This is a genomic window from Spirosoma lituiforme, from assembly GCF_054776635.1.
Genome location: NZ_BAAHBO010000002.1, coordinates 181224 through 201724, shown reverse-complemented (window position 1 = coordinate 201724; position 20501 = coordinate 181224). Strand labels below are relative to the sequence as shown.

Genomic DNA, 20501 nt, shown 5'->3' with positions numbered 1-20501 from the left:
GCATGAATTAATAAGTAGTTAAGGATCGACAGAAATAGGGTAAATCAACCAGGTTACGTCTTTAGTCCATTAAGTATCAGCTTAATGGACTTTTTGCTTCTACGCTTTCTAACCACCACTCTATGCGATTTATACCTTTACTGTTCTTTTCCTTATTGCTACTGACCAAAGCTATAGCTCAGCAAAACACCCCTTCGGCAGGTGCCTCGCCAACGTTTTCGGCAACGGGCTACGTTCGGGATGCGAAGACCGGAAAGCCCATTCAGGGGGTTAACATTGTCGTTTTGAACGTGTCGAAAGGGTATGTGACGGCAAAAGATGGGTTTTACGTGGTGCAACTGCCGCCCGGTAATTACGTGTTGCGCTTCTCGCACGTGGGCTATCGATCTAAACAGGATACGATTTCGTTGCAGAAAACGCTCTTTCGGGAAGTGACGATGGACGATGATGCCAAAGATCTGGAAGAGGTCGTGGTGACGAGTGAAACGCCCGATCGAAATGTTCGTAAAGTTGAAATAGGTGTCTCACAACTAACGATTCGCAGCATCCGCCGAATTCCGCCCCTGATGGGCGAAGTAGATATTGTGCGCAGTCTGCTGTTGTTGCCGGGGGTAACAACGGTTGGCGAGGGCGCACCGGGGTTCAACGTTCGGGGGGGGAGTGCCGACCAGAACCTGATCCTGTTCGATGACGCTCCGGTATTCAATTCCAGTCACCTGATGGGTTTTTTCTCGGTGTTCAACCCCGATGTCGTGCGCGACGTAACCCTGAATCGGGGTGGGGTAGCAGCCGCCTACGGGGGAAGGGCATCGTCGGTGCTGGACGTGAAGATCAAAGAGCCGGATGCCGAGAAATGGAGTGTCAATGGCGGCATTGGCATCATTTCCAGCCGGTTAGGTATTGAGGGGCCGATTATAAAAAATAAACTATCGTTCCTAGCGGCTGGCCGGGCATCGTTCAATGATTTCTTGTTTAAGCTGGCACCTCCCAATCTGAAAGGTACACAAGCCAATTTCTACGACCTGACGGCTAAACTCAAGTACCAGCCCAACGAGAAAAATACGATTACGCTAACAGGCTATTCGAGTAAGGATATCTTTAAGCTGGCGTCCGATTCGCTCTCCGGGCAGGAAATCAATGCCTCTTCGACCCGGTTCAACTACCAGACAATGAACGCCGTGCTGCGCTGGAATTACTTCATGAGTAAACAGGTCAATCTGGCTACATCCGTCATTCTGAGCCGTTATCAGGCAGATCTGTCTTCACCCGATTCCGCCAATGCTTTTCAGCTGAAGTCGGGTATCTGGCACCGTCAGATTAAGTCCGACCTGACGTATACGCCCAACGAAACCCACCAGTGGCAGGCTGGTATAAGCGTCATCGATTACCAGATTCAACCCAATACGCGTATTCCGGGACCGATTTCCAACGTGCTACCGGTCGATCTGGCCCGCGAACAGGCGTACGAACTTGCGGCCTACGTCCAGGATGAATGGAAAGTAAATCCGGCGGTGGCTATCATGGCCGGGCTGCGCTATTCGGAACTGCTGAACCGGGGGCCGGCAACGGTCCGTACGTACCAGGAAAACGGCCCTCGGGAAGACGAAACCGTTGCTGCCCGGCAAACTTACGGCGCGGGTAAACTTTACAACTCCATGGGCGGGCTGGAGCCCCGGCTGGCGGTGCGCTGGTCAGTGAGTGAGGGCAAGGCTATTAAGGCCGGGTATAGCCGATTGCGGCAGTACATTCAGCAGGTGACCAACACAACGGCCGCCCTGCCCACGTCGCGCTGGCACCTGAGCGATATGTATACCAGGCCCGTCATCGCCGATCAATGGTCGCTTGGGTACTTCAGCAATACCGCCGACAACGCCATTGAGGCATCGGGCGAAGTGTATTACAAAATGCTGACCAACGCCATCGACTACCGGGACGGGGCCGAACTGCAACTGGCCGAAGCGGTTGAAACGCAGATTGTGCAGGGCAGCGGTCGAGCTTACGGGTTTGAAGGGCTATTGCGCAAAAACAAGGGCCGCTGGACAGGCTTTATGAGTTATACCTACGCCCGTACCTTCCTGACGATGAATAGTCAATACGCCAGCGAACGGGTCAATAACGGGAATCCGTATCCGGCCAATTACGACAAGCCCCACACCCTCAACGTACTGGCTACGCACCGGCCCACACCCTGGTTCAGTCTGTCCCTGAACTTTACCTACAGCACAGGGCGGCCAACGACGCAGCCATCGGCCATTGCCCGGGTGGGCGGTATCCTGGTTCCGATTTACCTCGATCGCAACCAGCAGCGCGTTCCGGATTACCACCGGCTCGATTTTTCGATGACCTTCGAGCAGAATCCGCTCAAACACAAGAAGAATCAAAGCAGCTGGGTATTTTCGGTTTACAACGTGTACGCGCATAAAAATGCGTACTCCATCTTCTACAAGCTGAGCCCGGCCTCGGCCTCGGACGCCTACAAGCTATCCATTTTCGGCACCGTTTTTCCCTCACTGACCTATAACTTCAAATTCTGATGAGACTACGACTACCCGTTTTCGCGTTGGCTCAGCTCCTGCTTTGTGCCACGCTCGTCGTTTCGTGCGTTACGGAATTTCAGCCCGATGCGGTCAGCATTGCCCCTTCACTAATTATTGAAGGACAGATTACCGATCAGGCCGGCCCGTACACGATCAAGCTTACCCGCACCGCCGACTATTCCTACAAAAGCCTGAACCTGCTGGAAACGGGCGCTACAATCGTTATTTCGGATAACCTGGGCAATCAGGAAACCCTGAAGGAGCAGTCCCCCGGTGGGACTTATCAGACCACCAGCCTGCAGGGGGTAGTCGGTCGGAGCTACACCGTTCGTATCCAGACGAAAGACGGGAAGACGTACGAATCTGATGCCGAGACATTGTCGGCGGCCCCACCCATCACGAAAATTTATTCCGAATACACCAAAGAGACCGGTGGGGTAAGTTCAGCGAAGAATCAGGGTTGGGATGTTTACCTGGATACGAAAGATCCTGACACACTGGGTAATTATTACCGGTGGGTATGGACACATTACGAATTTACGGCGGTCTGTGCGAAGGTGGAGCTATCGAATGGCACTGTACAGGGATCAGGTTGCTGTTCAAACTGTTGGGACATCACCCGCTGCTACACGTGCATCAACATCACGTCAGACGTCAACATCAACGGAAAGGCTGTTAGCCGACAGTTTATTTCGCGTGTTCCTTATAAATCAAAAAGCGCCTACTACATCGAAGTTCAGCAGCAGGCCATCAGCAAAGGGGCGTATGAGTTCTGGAAAAGCGTCCGGCAGTTGACGAGTAACACGGGTGGTTTGTTCGATGCTGCTCCGTCTACCGTGCGGGGCAACGTGCATGCGCTGAGCGATCCAGCCGAAATGGTGTATGGCTATTTTGGGGCAACGGGTATCTCCGAGCAGTACATGAATGTGGATCGCAGGAACGGAGAGGGTACTCCCGATGTTGATCCTCCAGTATTTGTGCCCCAGCCATCGGCTTGTGTTGTCTGTGAAAATAGCCTGTACCGAACCCCTAACAAGCCACGGTGGTGGAATTTTTAACGCGCTGAACCAGGAAAAGAAACGAGTCCGGCTAAATGAATCGGGGTATCGTAGCGTTAAAACAACAGGCCGTCCGTCAATGGGTCTTTCATTAGTATGACACTACGAACTATTGGATTTATCGTTTGCTTATTTCCCGCCCCGGCGCTGCGGATGGACGTCACCCCGCCTTTCTACAGGGAACATCGAACTGTACCGAACGGCCAAACGCCAGCTCTGAAGGCGGAAATAGATAAGCTGTTCGAGGCTACTAACCAGGTACGAGCGGAAAAAGGCCGGGCCACCCTGCAAAAGGACGCCAGGCTCATGGCCGCAGCCCAGCAATACGCTGAACTCATGGCCGCTCAGGATGAGATGTCCCATACGCTCAAGGGGCTTAGCCTGGTTGATAAAGCGAAACGCGTGGGGTACGATTACCGGAAACTAAGTGAGAACATTGCCCTCAATACGGATCTGGACGGCCGGTTTGTGGTGTATGAGCAGTGGATGAAATCGAAAGGGCACCGCCAGAATCTGCTGGCGCCTGACGTAAGCCAGATCGGGGTAGGGGTTGCGGGGCCCAGCAAACAAGACCGACGGTACTATTACTGTCAGATTTTCGGGGCTCCGTTAGGGCGGGGAAATCAGTGAGGTTGTCGTTGATGGAGGAGCAAAAAGGACAGGCTTCGGGTAATTCAGTTTAAAACTGGAAATAAGGCAATAATTCGTTAATACAGAACCACCTGATTTAAGGGTTACTTTGCTACCTGTCCAATCAAGCAAATCCTATACGTTATGAATCAACTGGTGAAAAAGCGAATTCTTCCGTCGGTCGTATTGGTCATGCTGGCCGCTACAGCCTGCTTGCAAGCACAGTCTCTGCATCGGCTACCCATAAAGACCGTTCAGGATCTTCATGCTTATTTTAAATGGTCTCCCGGCAAACCACCGATCATCAGCGGACACCGGGGAGGAATGGGTGTCGGTTTTGCCGAAAACTCGCTGACGTCCTTCGAACATACGCTAACCTACACGCCTGCCTTTTTCGAAACTGATCCCCGGCTTACCAAAGACAGTGTTATTGTCTTGCTCCACGACGCCACCCTGGATCGAATGACAACCGGCACCGGAAAGCTTTCGGATTACACCTGGGAAGAGTTAAAAAAACTTCGTCTTAAAGACGCCCAGGGTAACGTAACCCAGGATCGGATTCTTTCTCTGGATGAAGCTATCGACTGGGCGCGGGGGAAAACGGTACTGAATCTGGATCGAAAAGATGTGCCATTTTTCATGACAGCGGCCATCATCCGGAAGCACAACGCCGATGCGTTTGTGATGCTTACCGTTCATTCACCCGAGCAGGCCCGGTATTATTACGAAGACAACAAAGACCGAATGTTCTCGGCCTTTATCAAAAATAAACAGGAACTGGAGGCCTATGAAAAGGCCGGTATTCCAGCTGCCAGCCTGATTGCTTACATCGGCCCAACGGTCAAAGCCGAAAACAGGGAGCTTTACCAAATACTCAATGGCAAAGGAATTATGTGCATGATTTCGGCTGCATCGAGTTACGACAAGCTGCCTGATGAGCAGGAACGGCGAACGGCTTACCGGGCTATCATTGACGATGGGGCGAGTATACTGGAATCAGACCGGCCCGTGGAGGTTGTCAAGGCCCTCAAGCTTCGTCAAACAAATCAGCCTGCATCAACTGGGTCCGTAAAATAAAGTATCTCCTGTTACAATGGGTTCATTTGGCAGACAATGCCATCCAAACAATGGCCCTGTTGATCCCGCTCGGATGCACTTTCCTTTGCGTTTGTTCATGAAGTAACTTTATGGCCATCTGGTGCTTTTCTCACTTTGGATTGGAACTAAGACCGCTATACTGTAATGCCGAATGGTTCGCTTATGATAAAACAGTTTCTCGTAGCCCTGATCATAATTGTCGCTGGCCAGGCGAAAAGTCAATCAATTGTTGAGCAGAAAAAATTTTCGGTCCGGGGAGGACTGAGCGGTGGCTTTGATGTAGGCGCCGGATTCAATAAAAAGTACGTTAATCCTAGTCTGGTCTATTACGAACTTACCAGTCTGGCGAAAAGTAAATCGGTATTTGTTGGCTGGACAGGACGATTGAGTAGTTTCTACGGCAACGACCTGAACTATTACACGGCACCAGCCCGACTGACGCGCCAGGAAGCCATTGACACCGTCAGCTTTGGGCGTCTGTCGCAAACCTCGTTGAATGTTGGTATTCGGGCCGAGTGGAAGTTGGGTAGACTTCAGCTTGGTGGCAGTATAGACTTGCTGGGACTTACATTCCTGGGCCGTTCCCGAGTGGGCCGAGTCTATTCCTCAACGGGCCTTTTCAACCAGGTAGATTCGCTGGGCCAAACGGTACAAAAGCCGTTTCAGGGGCAGGATGCTTATCAGTCAGCTTCGCCCACCCGATTGAATGTGAAACTTTGGGGTGATCACGCTAGGGGTATGTCAACCACCGAAGTGTATGCGCGTCTTTACCTGGTCAACAACGTTGCGCTGAAAGTGGGCTACCAATGGCTGAGCACCGAAATAACGCTTCGGAATTGGGATCAGGTGGCTGGTAATGATCGTTTTCGCAACCGAATAGGCTCCGTTTATGCCGCCCTGACGTTTCCCCTTACTCCCTGGTAAAACGTTCTTTGGCTACGGCCACTTGGACGGCCTGATTGGGTTTACACCTATCCTGACTGCCTGCTCGATTACTGTAGGAGATTTAACAACTTGATGGATACAACTGATACAAACGAGCGTAGTGTTTTGTACGCCCACCTGAGCGAAATACACCACTCGACTATTGTAGGAATTGACCTTACTGGGTCAGAGAAAAAGAAGTGTGGCTGGGCCGTTTTAACGAATGGCCAGGTTAACACCCGGACTATTTTTACGGACCATGAACTGATTGCCGAAACAGTCCGGCAAAATCCGGCGGTGATCTCGATCGATGCGCCCTTGTCTCTGCCAGCAGGCCGGATCAGTGTGTACGATACGGATCCTGGTCGGCAGGCGTTTGGTATCATGCGTGAGTGCGAGCGCATTATGGCCAAAAGGGGTATCAGGTCTTATCCCAGCCTGATTCGAAGCATGCAGAAGCTGACCGAACGAGGCATCAAACTGGCTACCGAATTCCGACAAATGGGGTTCACCGTGATTGAAAGCTACCCGGGCGGTGCGCAGGATATACTGGGCATTCCGCGTAAGGGAAAAAGTATTCCGCTGCTCGTAGACGGACTGCGGGCGTTTGGCCTTCGTGGGGTATTTGATCAGGCGGGTGTTACGCACGATGAACTCGATGCCATTACGGCCGCCATTGTCGGATGCTTTTACCTGGCAAACCGTTACGAAGCCTTGGGAAATGAACAGGAAGATTACCTTATTCTGCCTCGCCTGGCCATTAACTAATCACAAAACTGGCCTGGCAACCGTCAATCGAACGTTGAGTCGACGGTTGCCAGGCCAGTCAGGACCTGTCATGAAACACAAAAATGATTACTTGCTAACATCCCACCAGACCCGATCGGTCAGCTTGGCATCCTGACCGGATTGGGGATTGGTCGTCTGCTCCGAGCGTGGATACAGGAAACGCCGGGGAATATCGGAGAGAGCATTTTGTACCTTACTGAGCAGGGGATAGCCCGTCCGTCGCCAGTCGGTGTAGTTTTCGGGCGATAAATAGTTGGCAATCACCTTCTCTTCGATAATCAGCCGTAAGGCATTGTTCGCTGTCAGGTTGCCCCGCCGGGCCAGGTACGTAGCGGCATCGGCATCCGATACCCCCAATGCACTCATGTTGGCTTTTACCGCGCTCTGGTAGATAGGTGCGGCCGCCGTGGCCCCTGATTTATAAAAGGTAGCTTCGGCTTTCAGAAACAGGGCTTCGGCATAGGTCAGGATGTACAGGTCCGAACTGGCCGACCCGTAAAAATCACCCAGAACCGAGTACGCTTCCAGCGAGCCCAAATCCTGCGTACCAATTGAGCGACCTGTGTACAAGCCCGTTTCCCGCGCCGGAGCGATGATTTTCGTCAGACGGGGGTCTTTCCGAAATACCAGCGTATCAACCGCCTGTTGTGACATAATCTGGGTCGATACGGGCAGAAAGTTCTGATTCTGCTTGTTTTGCTCTCCAGCTCCGCCCAGGTAAGGCATCTTCATGTCGTCGCTGTTAGCGGCCATGCCGTTTTGTAAAGCCGCCAGTGCCAGGTCGGCCTGGGCAGTAGCTGAGTGGCCGGGTGCTTTAATCAGGTGCAGGGCGTAGCGGGCCTTGAGCGTATAGGCCGCCCGTCGCCACTTGTCCATGTCGCCTTTGTAGTAATAGTCATCACCCGATGGTTTACGGGCCGATTTTTTATTGATGCTGGTGATCGCCCGATCCAGCAGGGAGTCGATGGTGGTATAAAGGTCCTGCTGCTTGTCGTAAGTGGGCCGAAAATTACCGCTGCCCTGAAATGCCTGCGAATACGGTACGTCGCCCCATAAATCGGTGGTCATGGCCAGCGTAAAGGCATTCAGAATATCGGCAATCGCCGAGTAATTGTAACTCTGGTTTGCTTCGGCTCTGTCGTGCAGCAACCGCATATTCTGCAGGCAGGTCGTGTAGTTGATAAACCATTGGTTGTTCACGTCTTCGTTCAGCTGGCGGTAGGTGCCTTCGTTGGGCGGGGGCTGATTGACGGCAATCATCTGCGTCCAGTGATTGGTGTACCGGGCCGCGTCGCCCGCCATCAGTTCGTTGGCAACGGCCAGTTCGAGCGGAGCCAGCAGCAGCGATTCCTGAACCGTAAGTGGCTGGTTGGGATTCTGGTTTATATCGATATAGGTCTGGCAGGCCGTCTGACTCAGCAGCAGGCTACCCAGTGCGAAAACACAACGTTTTTTCATGATGTAGGTGGCTAAACGATTAGAAACTGAAGCGAACGGAGAACATGACCGAACGCGACGAAGGCGCGGAATTGGCGTATATACCCTGAGCGCCGTTTGACGAGCCGTAGGAACTTACTTCCGGATCGGGACCCGTAAAATGAGGCCGGTAAATGAACAGGTTGCGGCCCGTAACGCTTACCGAAGCCGTTTTAAACGGCGTTTTAGCCAGCCAGGCGGAGGAGACGGAGTAGGTCAGGCCCAGGGTCCGGAGTTTGATGTAGGTCACGTCCTGCACCGTTGCCTCGCCGATGCCGTTAATAGTCCGGTAATAATCCTGCGCCTGAACCAGTTTCGTATTGGGTGTTCCATCGGCGGCATTTACCCCTTCCACAACCCGAGGCTGCCGGTTTTCCGTAACCTTCGGAGTGCCATAAAAATAGCCATAACCATCGTCAGAGTTGATAACGGCGCCCCCTTTCCGCATATCCACAAAGGCATTGAGCGAAAACGCGCCATAGCGCAGGCTGTTGTTGAGGCCCATCAGCCAGTTGGGAGAGACATTGCCGACGATACCCGTGCCATCCTGATAAGGTAAGCCATTGCTGTTGATCAATAGCTGTCCGTTGTCGTTACGGGCGTATTTGCCCGTTATCAGCGAGCCATATTGCTGCCCCAGAACGGCCCACGATGTGCCCACCTGAATCCGATCCAGGCCACTGTTAATTTGCGTAACGATGCTTCTAATGCGGGTAAACGTATAGGTCAGATCCCAGGCAAACTTGCCAGTCCGAACGGGGGTGGCATTCAGCAGAAATTCAAACCCTTTGGTCTGCATCGAGCCGGCGTTCAGGATGGTGCTGCCGTAGCCCGAAGCCGCCGAAACGGGAATGCCATCGGTGAGCAGGTCGACGCTGTTTTTGTTGAAATACGAGGTTTCGAAGCTCAGTCGATTCTTCAGGAAACGCATCTCCAGCCCCACTTCAAACTCATTGGTCCGTTCATTTCTCAGGTCTGAGTTGCCTAGGTTTGTACTGAGCAGAAACCCGTTCTGGCCCTGAAACGGAAAGTTATACGCGCCGAGGCTTGCGACCTGATAGGGCGTATTTAGCCGGTAAGCACCGATGTTGTCGTTGCCGACGCTGGCCATCGAGACGCGCAGCTTGCCGAAGCTAATGGCCGACGACAGACTCGCTGGCAGCAACTCCGAAAAGATAAAGGCAAAAGCTGCCGAACCGTAGGGATAAAACTGTCTTTCCTGTGAGAGTACCGAACTGCCATCATAGCGACCCGTCAAGGCCAGCACGAGCATCCGTCGGTAGTCAAAGTTGGCCTGAGCGTAGAAACCAACTTTCCGGGTGAGGTAATGGGCTTCCGAATAGGTTTGTTTTTCGGTATTCGACATGTTATCGAAACCGGCAATGGCAAGCCCAACGCCCCGCGTGGTGATGTATTGACCGTAGGACGAATAAATATTGTTACCCAGCGTCAGGGCCATATCCAGTTCGCCGACCTGCTTGTTGGCGCGTATGATCAGGTCGTTATTGAACTGGCGGAACGTATTTACCTGGTCCACGATCTGCCCTGTGGGTACGTTGGCTGATCCGCGTGCTTCGGTGTATTTTACCTGTTCGCCGTACATGTCGGCCCCTGCCCGCTCAATAATGGTGAGCCAGCTTTTGGGTTGGTAGTTGATGGTTACAACCGGAATGTAGCGATTCACCTGCGATCGGTTATGGATGTTGTCGAGCGCCCAGAACGGGTTGTTCCGCGAATACCGGAACACACGCTGGGTTCCGTCGGCGTTGGTCGCTGGGAACGGATTCCAGGAAACCGGCCCAGCATACACCGTCCACAAGGGGCTTTGCAGGCTATACCCTTCCGGTACGCGGTTGTTGTCGGTATTCGAATAGTTTAGCTGAAAAGTAGCGTTGACTTTTGGAGAGATCTGGGTCGTGTATTTGGTAAAGAGCGTATGCCGCAACAGATCGGTGGTGGGAATGGTACCCAACTGCTTGAAAAACGTGTACGAGGTGAAATACGTCGACCGATCGCCGGGGCTACCGCTGATGCTGACCGAATTGTTTGTGCTTACGCCAGTCCGGAAAAACAGATCGGGCAGAAAATAGGATGGGGCCGGCTGGCCGTTGATCTTCAATGTATCCATCAGGGCTCCCCAGGAACTGCTCGTTTTCTGATCTTCCCCGTTGAAAAACTTACCCCGGTCGCCCTGCGAGTACTTTCGTTGTAGATCGGGGTACAGTGCCTTGTCGAAGGACAAATCGGAGGATACCGCAACCGTCGGTTTGCGATTGCCTGACCCGCTTTTGGTGGTAATGATGACCACCCCGCGCGCGCCCGCCGAGCCGTATAAGGTGGTAGCAGCCGCGCCTTTCAGCACGTTAACACTCTCGATAATCGACGGATCGATATCAACCAGTCGGTTACCCCCTCCGCCCTGATCGGCGTTGCCGGTTTCATCGTTGTTAATTGGAATCCCATCCAAGACAATCAGCGCCTGGTTGTTGCCCAGCAGGGAGGTGGCACCCCGCACCACAATCCGGGCGGAAGCACCCGGCATACCCGATGAGTTGGTAATCTGAACACCCGCTACCTTACCCGTCAGGGCATTCAGCACGTTGGGTTCTTTGGCCTTCATCAACTGCTCGCTTTTGAGCTCCTGCGTGCTGTAGGTCAGACTGCGTTTTTCCTGACTAACGCCCAGTGCCGTTACGACAACCTCGTTCAGAACGCTGCTGCTCTGCGTCAGCAGCACGTCGATGGCCGTCCGGTTCTTAAGGTCTATTTCCTGGGTGCTGAACCCGATGGCGCTGACAACCAGGCGACTGTTGGCGGGTACGTTAAGCACAAAGCTACCATCGGCAGCCGTTGTCGTTCCGGTAGTACGGGTATCTTTTAGCACCACGGTGGCCCCCGGTACGGGTGAGCCGCCTGTTTCGGTTACTTTCCCCGTAATTTTTACGGACTGGGCCAGGGCCTGAACAACGGAGAGGAGGGCCAGCAGGCACACGCAACCACGACGTAATTGGTGTCTCATTAAATCAAGATAGTAAGGTTAGACAATTGTTTGAGTACTAAGCAAAAGTACTCTAGCTGTCCTATCTTGTCCTGTCAATGGTTCACCAAATATAATATTAACTTAACCACTCCTATTGGTCATATATTTGATAAGAGTTTATTTTGGTAAAATATTGTATGTTCTATTATAAATTAGTTTGTTAAAATACTATCAGGGTGAGTTGAGAATTATTTCTGCTTCTACTTATAGACTATTGTAAAAAAAGGTTAACCCCGGAGGCACAAAGAAAGCAGCGATACAAAAGCTAACAAGTAGCTGCTTTGTTCCTGTATTCTCTGTACCTCCGGGGTTAAAACCTACTGCTGTCTGCGTGTTTGCCTGAAATCGAACGGTTGAATTGGTAAAATGATTTACTCACGCACGAGCCGCAGACCATAAACGGGCCCCGCTGAGTTGTTGGGTTTGGCCTGGAATGTAACGGTTATTGTCGATTTGCCTTTGGTTAGCTCCTGCGGAATCCTGTAGGCAATGTCGTAAAAACGGCTTTCCTTGTACTTATTCAAATCTTCGCTGGCAATTACCTTCCCATCGACCAGCACGTCAAATAGTCGCCCGCGATTGTCCATTCCCCAGTAGGTGCCGATCAGAATGTTCTGGGCGCTCGAATCGACCTTCATCGTGAAGGTCATCGAACCACCTCCGTTCGCTACCCGGTATTTGCGGGTGTGATCTTCGCCCGCTTCCAGCTTGTCACCGGTTAAATTATGGTCGCGTTCGGGTTGCATCTCGCCCAGACGAAGCATATCCACGGTCCGGCGTTCCAGATCGGCGTCATCCTTACGCTTTTTCTCGTACAGCGTTTGCTGGGATTTCCAGCTTTCGGGCGTAAAAACATCCCAGTACACCGTGTAGTAGTTATCCTGAAGGTCGTAGAAGGGCTTCAGCTTCACCAGCGTCGATTCGCCAGTGCTCATCGTTTCAAATTGCAGCGGCTGGCGTCCCAGCCGCTGGCGATCCAGTGGCTGGATCGCGGGTTTGATCCAGCGATTCGGGTCGGCCTTGCTGGTCACAAACACGGGCACGCCCTGCGTAGGGTCAGGTTCTTTGGTGCCCAGGTCGCCGGCCAGCAATACCGGACCATAGAAGAAAGCCTGGCGGGCCGGATTGTCGGGCATGGCCATGTAGTGTAGATTGGCCGGTAATGTCAGCTCAATTTTATCACCGGTTTTCCACTTGCGCGTCACGACAACGTAGCCATCGTCCAGTTTACCCGACACTGGTTTGCCGTTGACCTTAACGATCATTTCGCCGTTTACCCAGCTCGGTTTACGAATTCGAACAGGCAACGAAACGGCCTTTTCGGTTCGAATGGTCAACGATACGTTCGGATCGGTTGGCAGGTTGGACGCCATTGTCAGTTGCAATCCTTTTTCTTGCCAGTTCAGTTCCGATGGAATGAACAGGTTAACGTACAGGCTACCATCGGCCCCCTTGAAGTAAATACTCTCACCGTATTTGACGTGGTTTTCCATGCCCGTACCCACGCAGCAGGTAAAGCTTTCTTCCTCATCGCTGAAATGCTTGCGGGTACCCATCCGAAGCGGCACGAAGTAGCAGACCATGCCCGTTTTATGGTTCTGCGATGCCAGGATGTGATTGTACAGGCCCCGCTCATAGAAATCCATGTACGATGCGTTGGGGTGCAGCGCGAACAGATGCCGGGTTAGTTTCAGCATGTTGTGCGTATTGCAGGTCTCCATCGTATTGTCTGTCAGCTTGTCGGCCAGCTGGTCGGGCGTGCTCAGGTATTCGTAATTGCTGTTGCCGCCGGGCGCGTAGGTATGGTGGTTCACAATCGTGCGCCAGAAATAATCCGAGCGGGCAAAATCGTTCTGGTCGCCGGTGAGTTCGTACCGCCGAATGGTGCCAATGAGCTTGGGAATCTGCGTGTTGGAGTGCTTGCCCGGCAGAATGTCCTTATGGATCGCCAGCGAATCCAGAATCTTCCGGTCGTGAAATTTGTACGATAGATCAAGGTATTTTTTGTTACCAGTCAGTGCGTAGGTGTTCACCAGTACGTCGTTCATACCGCCGTATTCGCAGAGCAACATTTTCTGAATTTGCTCATCGGTCAGGTTTTTCAGAATAGCGTCTGTCCAGTCGGCCATGCCGACATTGATTTTCAGCGCCTTCTCGTTATTACCATACAGGTAGGCATCCAGCAGGCCCGCCATCACCTTGTGCACCGTGTACCAGGGCGACCAGGCTCCGTTGAGGTCGAAACCCCGTGAGCGGATAATGCCTTGCGAGACTTCGGCAAATACACTGTCTTCGCGTGGTATCGCGCCGATATACCCCGTTTTGCGGGCTTTCTGGCACTCGTCCAGTTCATCAACGATGTAGTTGACCCGTTTCAGGTATTCCGCATCGTTAGAGGCCGCGTACTGAAGCGCCAACGCCGACAGGTAATGACCCAGCGAGTGCCCCGCCAAACCCGACGATTCCCAGCCGCCGTATTTTTCGCCTTTGGGTTTGAGCCCCGAATGAACGCGAAACTCGGAGAGGAGCCGGTCAGGTTTCAGATCCAGCAAGAAGCGGGTATCGGCTTCCTGCGCCGTTTTGAACGGGCTGTCGAGCACTCTTACCGCGCTGAGTGGAAACGAGTAGGCTTTGATCGGTACCGCCGTTTTTACTTTTATTTTAGTGTCACTTTTTTCCGGCAGGTACGTCTGGGCGGTGGCAAAAAGCGAAAGAGCGAATGAGTGAATGAGCGTTGCACTGACAAGACGCAGGCGTTTATTCGATAACTTCATAGCACGGGGTAGTACGGGGATTTACTCCATTAATGGCATTTCGCTCTTTCACTCTTTCGCTCTCTCACTCGTTGCGTCGACCCGCCACTCGATGATGCCGCTGGCTGCTTCTTTTGGCAGTTGAACCATCATACGCAGGGCACCTGTCTGGACCGGCTCGAATGTAACGGTGTCGAATTTGTCCTTGCTAACGCCGTAGGGTGTTTTGGCTTTCACGTCCTGCCAGTCGCCGGAGGCTGTCTGGTAGAGCAGCTTCCAGGAGGCCGGAATCCGGCAACCGCCCCACGGACTATCATCGAACCAGTATACCTTCGAGGAGGAAACGGTGGTGGGTTTGGCAAACGTGTATTGTACCCATTGCAGCGTATCTTTTTTAGGCCACCAGTGGTAGTACAGGTTGTCGCGATCGTTGGAATTTTTCGGCGTGTCCTGATCGTTCAAGGCTACCAACGCTTTAGTGGGGTGCGAAGCCGTGATGGTGCTGGTGGAGGCAATTGTGGGGGCGGGGACGGGTTTGGCCGCTTCCGGTTTTGTGCCCATCCACACCGTCATTTCACCGTTGCCCCGGTTGGCCCAGCTATAGTATGGAATAGCGGTGAGCGTAGCCGAACTGGTTTCAAGATTGTTATCAGGGCCTTTTTTTACTTGCTCCACCTGCCCGGTAATCAGTTCTACGCCACCCAGAACATTGGGTTTGAACTCGGCTCTGAGCGACGCTTGTTCCGGAATAATCAAATCCAGTACATGACCAGTAGGCGAATCCGGCCACTCGGCGCAGTACACCATCGGACCCCGTTCAAGGGCTACTTTGTCCCGATCCGCTTTCACCTTATCGTTCGCCTTGATGCGCCGGATTTCCATTGGCAATGATAAGCGAATAACATCGCCTTTCTTCCAGGTTTGGTTCAGGATTGCATAGCCGTTTTCCAGTGTATAGGTCGCTTTGTGGCCGTTAACGGTCAGCGTAACGGGTGCTGCCGACTGGCTGGCAAACGAATACAGATCGCCCGGAACGGGTTGATTCTGCGCCCAGCCGGGGATTCGAATGGCCAGTTCAAATGCTTTCGGACTGGCCGGTGTTACCGTAAACGCGACGTCGCCGTCCCAGGGGTAGCGCGTTTCCTGCGCTACGGTAAGTGCTGTTCCGTTGAGGGTTACGTTGGCGGTACTGTTTACAAACAGGTTGGCATAGAGCCGGTTGCCGCGCTGGGCATAGACGTAGCCGGGCATAGACGGAATAAAACGGCAGACGTTGCTGGGGCAGCAGGCGCAGCCAAACCAGGCACTGCGGGCGTGCTGGCCTTTCGACTCCAGGGGATTGGGGTAAAAGAAGCGGTCGCCACTGAGCGATACACCCGATAGCATGCCATTGAAAAGGCTGCGTTCCAGTACGTCATAAAACTTGGCGTCGCCGTGAAGCAGAAATAGCCGCTGGTTCCAGTAAATGTTGCCGATGGCTGCGCAGGTTTCGTTGTACGCGGCCATATTGGGCAATTCGTAAGCCGGGCCAAACCCTTCATGGCCGCCTTCAGCCCCGATGCCACCCGTGATGTAATACTTGTCATACACCACGTCGTGCCAGATCCTGTCGATGGCGTTCAGGTAGGCTTTGTCGCCCGTAATGGCGGCCACATCGGCCATGCCCGAGTACATATACGTGGCGCGAACGGCATGACCAACGGCTTCGGTCTGCTGCACCACCGGCTTATGGTCCTGGCTGTATTCCTGCCCTTTACCGCGCACATCGAGCAGAAACTTAGCCAGATCGAGGTAGGCTTTTTTGCCCGTAGTCCGGTATAATTTGACAAGCCCCATCTCCACAATCTGGTGACCGGGGGCATGGCTGAGTTTGCCGGGACCAAAATCTTTCACCAGCAGATCGGCATTTTTGGTCGCTACCGTCAGCAGGGAGGTTTTGCCCGTAGCTTGGTAGTGCGCTACGGCGGCCTCGAACAGGTGACCACTGTTATACAACTCGTGGCTCAGGTCCGACTCTTTCTCCCATCGTTTCAGGCCCGACCAGGGGTGAGGATGGAGCGGATCAATGGTGCGGGCCGTATACAGATACCCATCCGGCTCCTGTGCCGCGGCCACGTAACGGATCAGCGAATCGACCTGGCTGTCGAGTTTTTTGTCGGGGAAGGTTTGCAGGGAATAACTGGCTCCTTCAATGATTTTATAAATATCCGTATCATCGAACGGGAACTCGGTGCAGAACTTCGTGCCCGCTTTGAGATGCCCGGCTACCAGAAAATTATCGACCCGACCGGTGCTGTAGCAGTGCTTCAGGGCAATGGGAATCGTCACGTCGCGGTTAAGCCGGATGCGGGGTGCCCATAACTGATCCGTCACTTTCACGGCCGTGAAGGGCACGGGCTGAATGGGATAGTCCCCCCCTGATTTTTTCGGGGCCGTTCTGGTCTGCGCGAAACTGAATGCCGTTAACCCGGCAAAGGCCAGGGTGAGCAATTTCTTTATAGACATGGCTGCAAATTCGTTAGGCTAGTGGCACGACGAAGGTACGACGCTCCGGAGATGCGGTTTTTGCCGTGATTCGCCAAATCTGGTAGTTTATTGACAAAACACATTATAATCCATTTAAATGCGCTGCCAAACTGTTTACTTACCAAAGAATTGACTAGCTGCCGATAAAATGCCCAACAATTACATGGACTATTTTATCTTGAGCAGCCTTTTACGCTATGGTGACAAGCGCCTGTTTACCGTACTTACTCTGTACTTGCCTGAAACGACAATGCACACAACCGACAAACCAGATCACGAATTGAAGCCGCGCCTGGGGCTGCTGGATGCCACCATGATCGTGGCCGGATCCATGATTGGGTCAGGCATTTTTATTGTGTCGGCCGAAATAACCCGCAGTGTCGGTGGAGCGGGCTGGATGCTGGGTATGTGGCTCCTGGCCGGGCTGGTTACCATCATTGCCGCTGTGAGTTACGGCGAGCTGGCCGCCATGTTTCCGAAGGCCGGGGGGCAGTATGTTTACCTCCGGGAAGCGTACAATCCACTGGTTGGGTTTCTGTACGGGTGGTCGTTTTTTGCGGTTATTCAGACCGGAACGATTGCTGCCGTCGGAGTCGCGTTTGCCAAGTTTACCGCCTACCTGATTCCGGCTTTCAGCGACACGAACACCTTGTTCGAACTGGGATTTTTTCGTTTGTCAGCAGCTCAGCTGGTGTCCATTGGCGTGATTACCCTGCTGACCTACATCAATAGCCGGGGCGTTAAAGAAGGGGCAGCCCTGCAAACGTTTCTAACCATCGTCAAATTACTTTCGCTCTTCGGGCTGATTGTCTGTGGATTCATCTGGGGCGCGCGCGCCGATATCTGGGACGCCAACATGCAGGATGCCTGGAATTTATCCAGTTTGACCCTGGCCGACAATCAGGTAGTAGCCAAACCGCTCACGGGTCTGGCTGTTTTCGGCGCGATCGCCATTGCCATGAAAGGTACCCTGTTTTCGAGCGACTCCTGGAACAGCATCACCTCAATTGCCAGCGAAGTGAAACAGCCCCAGCGAAACATTGGACTGAGCCTGGTGCTGGGTACGCTGGTCGTGACGCTGGTGTACATGCTAACCAATGTGATGTATCTGGCCGTGGTGCCACTTAAAGACATTGCCTTTGCGGCCAGCGACCGGGTTGGCGTTGTAGCGGCCGACCACATTTTCGGCAATAGCGGTACGGTTATCATTGCCATCATGGTCATGATTTCCACCTTCGGCTGCAACAACGGGCTGATTCTGTCGGGGGCGCGGGTGTACTACATCATGGCCAAAGATGGGCTGTTTTTTCGGCAGGCGGGTCTGCTCAATAAAAACGATGTGCCCGGCTACAGCCTCTGGACCCAATGCCTCTGGGCGAGTGTGCTTTGCCTGACGGGTGAATACAATAACCTGCTGGCATTGGTGATTTTCGGGGTCTTAATCTTCTACATTCTGACAATTCTGGGTATCTACCGACTACGTATCAAACGCCCTGAGCTGCCCCGGCCTTACAAAGCCCCCGGTTATCCGTTTCTGCCCGCCGTTTACGTCGTCATTGCGCTGGCTCTGGCGGTGCTGCTGCTTCTGTTCGAAACCAGCTACACCCTGCCCGGACTAGCCATTATCCTAACGGGTATCCCCATCTACTACATCATGGTTCGCCGGCAGGGGTAGGGTTTTCGGCAGGGTCTCAGTACTGAATTTATTAGAATTAACGAACCTAGTTTCCTGGCGCGTCATGCCTAAACAGGAAGTTAAGGCAGTTTCATCACTGCAACATACACTTCCCGGCAACGTGGAGAATCTATCTGTCAAACAACTACTAGAAAACGATATCAGCGCCATGCGTCAATTGTTCATTAATCTGATTCTGCTGTTATCCGGGTATGCCGCCATGGGTCAGGCATTACAGGCCGACTGGCATTTCGACGTGAGCATGGCCCAACCGGCTACGCACACCTACCGCGTAACCTTCCAGTGTCCATCGACAAACGTACCGGCGTTGACCCTGAAAATGCCCGCCTGGACGCCCGGCTATTATCAGTTGATGAATTATGCCGCCAACGTCGATCATGTGCAGGCAACCGATGAACGCGGAAAAACGCTGAACTGGGAAAAAACGGGTAGCCATTCGTGGACGGTGCAGATGGGTACGGCGAAGAAACTGGTATTCAGCTACGACGTAAAGGCTACCCGCAATTTCGTAGCCAGCCCGTATCTGGATGAGGACAAAGGGTATATATCACCCGCTGGTCTGTTTGTGTATGTGCCCGGTCAGCTTCAGCAACCGACAACGGTAACGGTTCACCCTTTACCCGGCTGGGCCGACCTGGTTGCGACGGGGCTGGACTCCATCGCTGGTCAGCGGCATACGTTTACGGCTCCTAATTTCGATGTGTTATATGACAGCCCGATGCTGATGGGTAAGCTGGAGCAACTTCCCGCATTCACGGTTGACGGCATTCCGCATCGGTTCGTTGGCTATACCATGGGCAAATTCGACCGGGCGCAGTTTATGGCTGATCTGAAAAAAATAGTGGCGAGCAGCGTGGCGGTCATCGGTGATATTCCTTATAAGCACTACACATTTCTGGCCATTGGGCCGGGCGGTGGTGGTATTGAACACCTGAACTCCACGTCGATTAGTTTCAGCGGATCGAGTCTGCACAACCCAGTTGACCGGGCAAGAGTGTACAACTTTCTGACCCACGAATACTTTCACCACTACAACGTCAAGCGAATCCGCCCCATTGCGCTGGGTCCTTTCGACTACGAGCGCGAAAATCGCACAAACATGCTGTGGGTATCGGAGGGGCTGACCGTCTACTACGAAGACCTGATTCTCCGGCGGGCCGGGCTAAAGAGCCGGAGCGATGTACTCAACAAGTGGCAAGTTCGTCTAACGGAATTTGAAAACAAACCGGGGCGGCTGTTTCAGTCAGCCACGCAGGCCAGTTACAACACCTGGTCTGACGGGCCATTCGGGAGGCAGGGCGATGAAGCCTACAAAACCATTTCGTACTACGAGAAAGGACCGATTCTGGGCCTCCTGCTGGACCTGAGCATCCGAAACGCTACGCAAAACAAACGCTCGCTCGACGACGTAATGCGTACGATCTACCAGACCATTTACCGGAAAGAAAACCGGGGCTTCACCGATGTCGAGTTTCAGAAAATCTGCGAGAAAACGGCCGGTACGTCGTTGGCCGACGTGTTTCAGTATGCCTCGACCGTGAAACCCATCGACTACCCCAAGTACCTGGCCTACGCGGGCCTGAACGTTACCGAAGCCAGCCAGACCCAGCCGGGGGGCTGGCTGGGCATCAGTGCACGGGCTAACAGCGACAGCATTCAGATAAGCCAGGTTGACTGGGAATCGCCTGCCTGGAAAGCAGGCCTGCGTACCGGCGATCGGCTATTACAACTGGATGGGAAACCTGTCAATGTTGATGAACTTCAGGTAGTTAGTCAACTCCGAAAGGCAGGCGATTCGATTCAACTGCTGGTGCAACAGAACGGTCGTCCGACAACGAAAACCATTTCATTGGGTACGCGGACAACGCGTATTATCAGACTGGCGCCGATGCCCAATCCTACCGCGTTGCAAACGACTATTCTGGATGACTGGCTGCGGGGAAACTGAGTACGACAAAACAGCGAAATACATAT

At 53.1% G+C, this 20501-nt stretch carries 12 protein-coding genes; 8 read left to right on the top strand and 4 right to left on the bottom strand.

The window, feature by feature from the left end:
• Window positions 1–122 precede the first annotated feature (122 nt).
• From ACYU87_RS09290 to ACYU87_RS09265, 6 genes are all read left to right on the top strand, one after another.
• Window positions 123–2534: a TonB-dependent receptor gene (locus ACYU87_RS09290; protein ID WP_461133787.1), complete on the top strand. Its 2412-nt coding sequence runs from the start codon at window positions 123–125 to the stop codon at window positions 2532–2534.
• Window positions 2534–3595, top strand: a complete 1062-nt coding sequence (locus tag ACYU87_RS09285) for a DUF4249 domain-containing protein (RefSeq protein WP_461133786.1) — start codon at window positions 2534–2536, stop codon at window positions 3593–3595. The genes ACYU87_RS09290 and ACYU87_RS09285 overlap by 1 nt, the downstream gene beginning before the upstream one ends.
• Before the next feature lie 96 nt (window positions 3596–3691).
• Window positions 3692–4225 carry a CAP domain-containing protein gene (locus tag ACYU87_RS09280; protein WP_461133785.1) on the top strand — a complete coding sequence of 178 codons (534 nt, stop codon included), beginning with the start codon at window positions 3692–3694 and terminating at the stop codon, window positions 4223–4225.
• 144 nt (window positions 4226–4369) lie between these two features.
• Window positions 4370–5302: a glycerophosphodiester phosphodiesterase family protein gene (locus ACYU87_RS09275; protein ID WP_461133784.1), complete on the top strand. Its 933-nt coding sequence runs from the start codon at window positions 4370–4372 to the stop codon at window positions 5300–5302.
• A gap of 183 nt (window positions 5303–5485) precedes the next feature.
• Window positions 5486–6247 (top strand): hypothetical protein, encoded by a 762-nt coding sequence (locus ACYU87_RS09270; protein WP_461133783.1) that lies wholly within the window; start codon window positions 5486–5488, stop codon window positions 6245–6247.
• A gap of 93 nt (window positions 6248–6340) precedes the next feature.
• Entirely contained in the window at window positions 6341–7015 is a 675-nt protein-coding gene (locus ACYU87_RS09265) for a DUF429 domain-containing protein (protein ID WP_461133782.1), read from the top strand.
• An 87-nt stretch (window positions 7016–7102) separates the two neighbouring features.
• Here the strand turns inward: ACYU87_RS09265 and ACYU87_RS09260 are convergent, their stop codons facing one another.
• From ACYU87_RS09260 to ACYU87_RS09245, 4 genes are all read right to left on the bottom strand, one after another.
• Window positions 7103–8494: a SusD/RagB family nutrient-binding outer membrane lipoprotein gene (locus tag ACYU87_RS09260; protein ID WP_461133781.1), complete on the bottom strand. Its 1392-nt coding sequence runs from the start codon at window positions 8492–8494 to the stop codon at window positions 7103–7105.
• Window positions 8495–8513: 19 nt separating this feature from the next.
• The gene (locus ACYU87_RS09255) at window positions 8514–11531 is read right to left on the bottom strand and encodes a SusC/RagA family TonB-linked outer membrane protein (protein ID WP_461133780.1); all 3018 of its coding nucleotides are present in this window, start codon (window positions 11529–11531) and stop codon (window positions 8514–8516) included.
• Between the two features lie 392 nt (window positions 11532–11923).
• Entirely contained in the window at window positions 11924–14326 is a 2403-nt protein-coding gene (locus ACYU87_RS09250) for a beta-L-arabinofuranosidase domain-containing protein (RefSeq protein WP_461133779.1), read from the bottom strand.
• Window positions 14327–14374: 48 nt separating this feature from the next.
• Window positions 14375–16810 carry a glycoside hydrolase family 127 protein gene (locus tag ACYU87_RS09245; protein ID WP_461133778.1) on the bottom strand — a complete coding sequence of 812 codons (2436 nt, stop codon included), beginning with the start codon at window positions 16808–16810 and terminating at the stop codon, window positions 14375–14377.
• 169 nt (window positions 16811–16979) lie between these two features.
• Here ACYU87_RS09245 and ACYU87_RS09240 point away from each other — a divergent pair, with 169 nt between their 5' ends.
• Window positions 16980–18506 (top strand): APC family permease, encoded by a 1527-nt coding sequence (locus ACYU87_RS09240; protein WP_461133777.1) that lies wholly within the window; start codon window positions 16980–16982, stop codon window positions 18504–18506.
• Between the two features lie 64 nt (window positions 18507–18570).
• A complete protein-coding gene (locus ACYU87_RS09235) occupies window positions 18571–20475 on the top strand; it encodes a M61 family metallopeptidase (RefSeq protein ID WP_461133776.1) in 1905 nt (634 codons plus the stop codon).
• Window positions 20476–20501: the final 26 nt, after the last annotated feature.

What these genes read in the sequence shown, in the direction of transcription:
- ACYU87_RS09285 (WP_461133786.1), top strand. Translation starts at nt 2,534, where the DNA reads ATGAGACTACGACTACCCGTTTTCGCGTTGGCTCAGCTCCTGCTTTGT.
- ACYU87_RS09250 (WP_461133779.1), bottom strand. Translation starts at nt 14,326, where the DNA reads ATGAAGTTATCGAATAAACGCCTGCGTCTTGTCAGTGCAACGCTCATT.
- ACYU87_RS09270 (WP_461133783.1), top strand. Translation starts at nt 5,486, where the DNA reads ATGATAAAACAGTTTCTCGTAGCCCTGATCATAATTGTCGCTGGCCAG.
- ACYU87_RS09235 (WP_461133776.1), top strand. Translation starts at nt 18,571, where the DNA reads ATGCCTAAACAGGAAGTTAAGGCAGTTTCATCACTGCAACATACACTT.
- ACYU87_RS09240 (WP_461133777.1), top strand. Translation starts at nt 16,980, where the DNA reads ATGCCCAACAATTACATGGACTATTTTATCTTGAGCAGCCTTTTACGC.
- ACYU87_RS09245 (WP_461133778.1), bottom strand. Translation starts at nt 16,810, where the DNA reads ATGTCTATAAAGAAATTGCTCACCCTGGCCTTTGCCGGGTTAACGGCA.
- ACYU87_RS09265 (WP_461133782.1), top strand. Translation starts at nt 6,341, where the DNA reads ATGGATACAACTGATACAAACGAGCGTAGTGTTTTGTACGCCCACCTG.
- ACYU87_RS09280 (WP_461133785.1), top strand. Translation starts at nt 3,692, where the DNA reads ATGACACTACGAACTATTGGATTTATCGTTTGCTTATTTCCCGCCCCG.
- ACYU87_RS09260 (WP_461133781.1), bottom strand. Translation starts at nt 8,494, where the DNA reads ATGAAAAAACGTTGTGTTTTCGCACTGGGTAGCCTGCTGCTGAGTCAG.
- ACYU87_RS09290 (WP_461133787.1), top strand. Translation starts at nt 123, where the DNA reads ATGCGATTTATACCTTTACTGTTCTTTTCCTTATTGCTACTGACCAAA.
- ACYU87_RS09275 (WP_461133784.1), top strand. Translation starts at nt 4,370, where the DNA reads ATGAATCAACTGGTGAAAAAGCGAATTCTTCCGTCGGTCGTATTGGTC.
- ACYU87_RS09255 (WP_461133780.1), bottom strand. Translation starts at nt 11,531, where the DNA reads ATGAGACACCAATTACGTCGTGGTTGCGTGTGCCTGCTGGCCCTCCTC.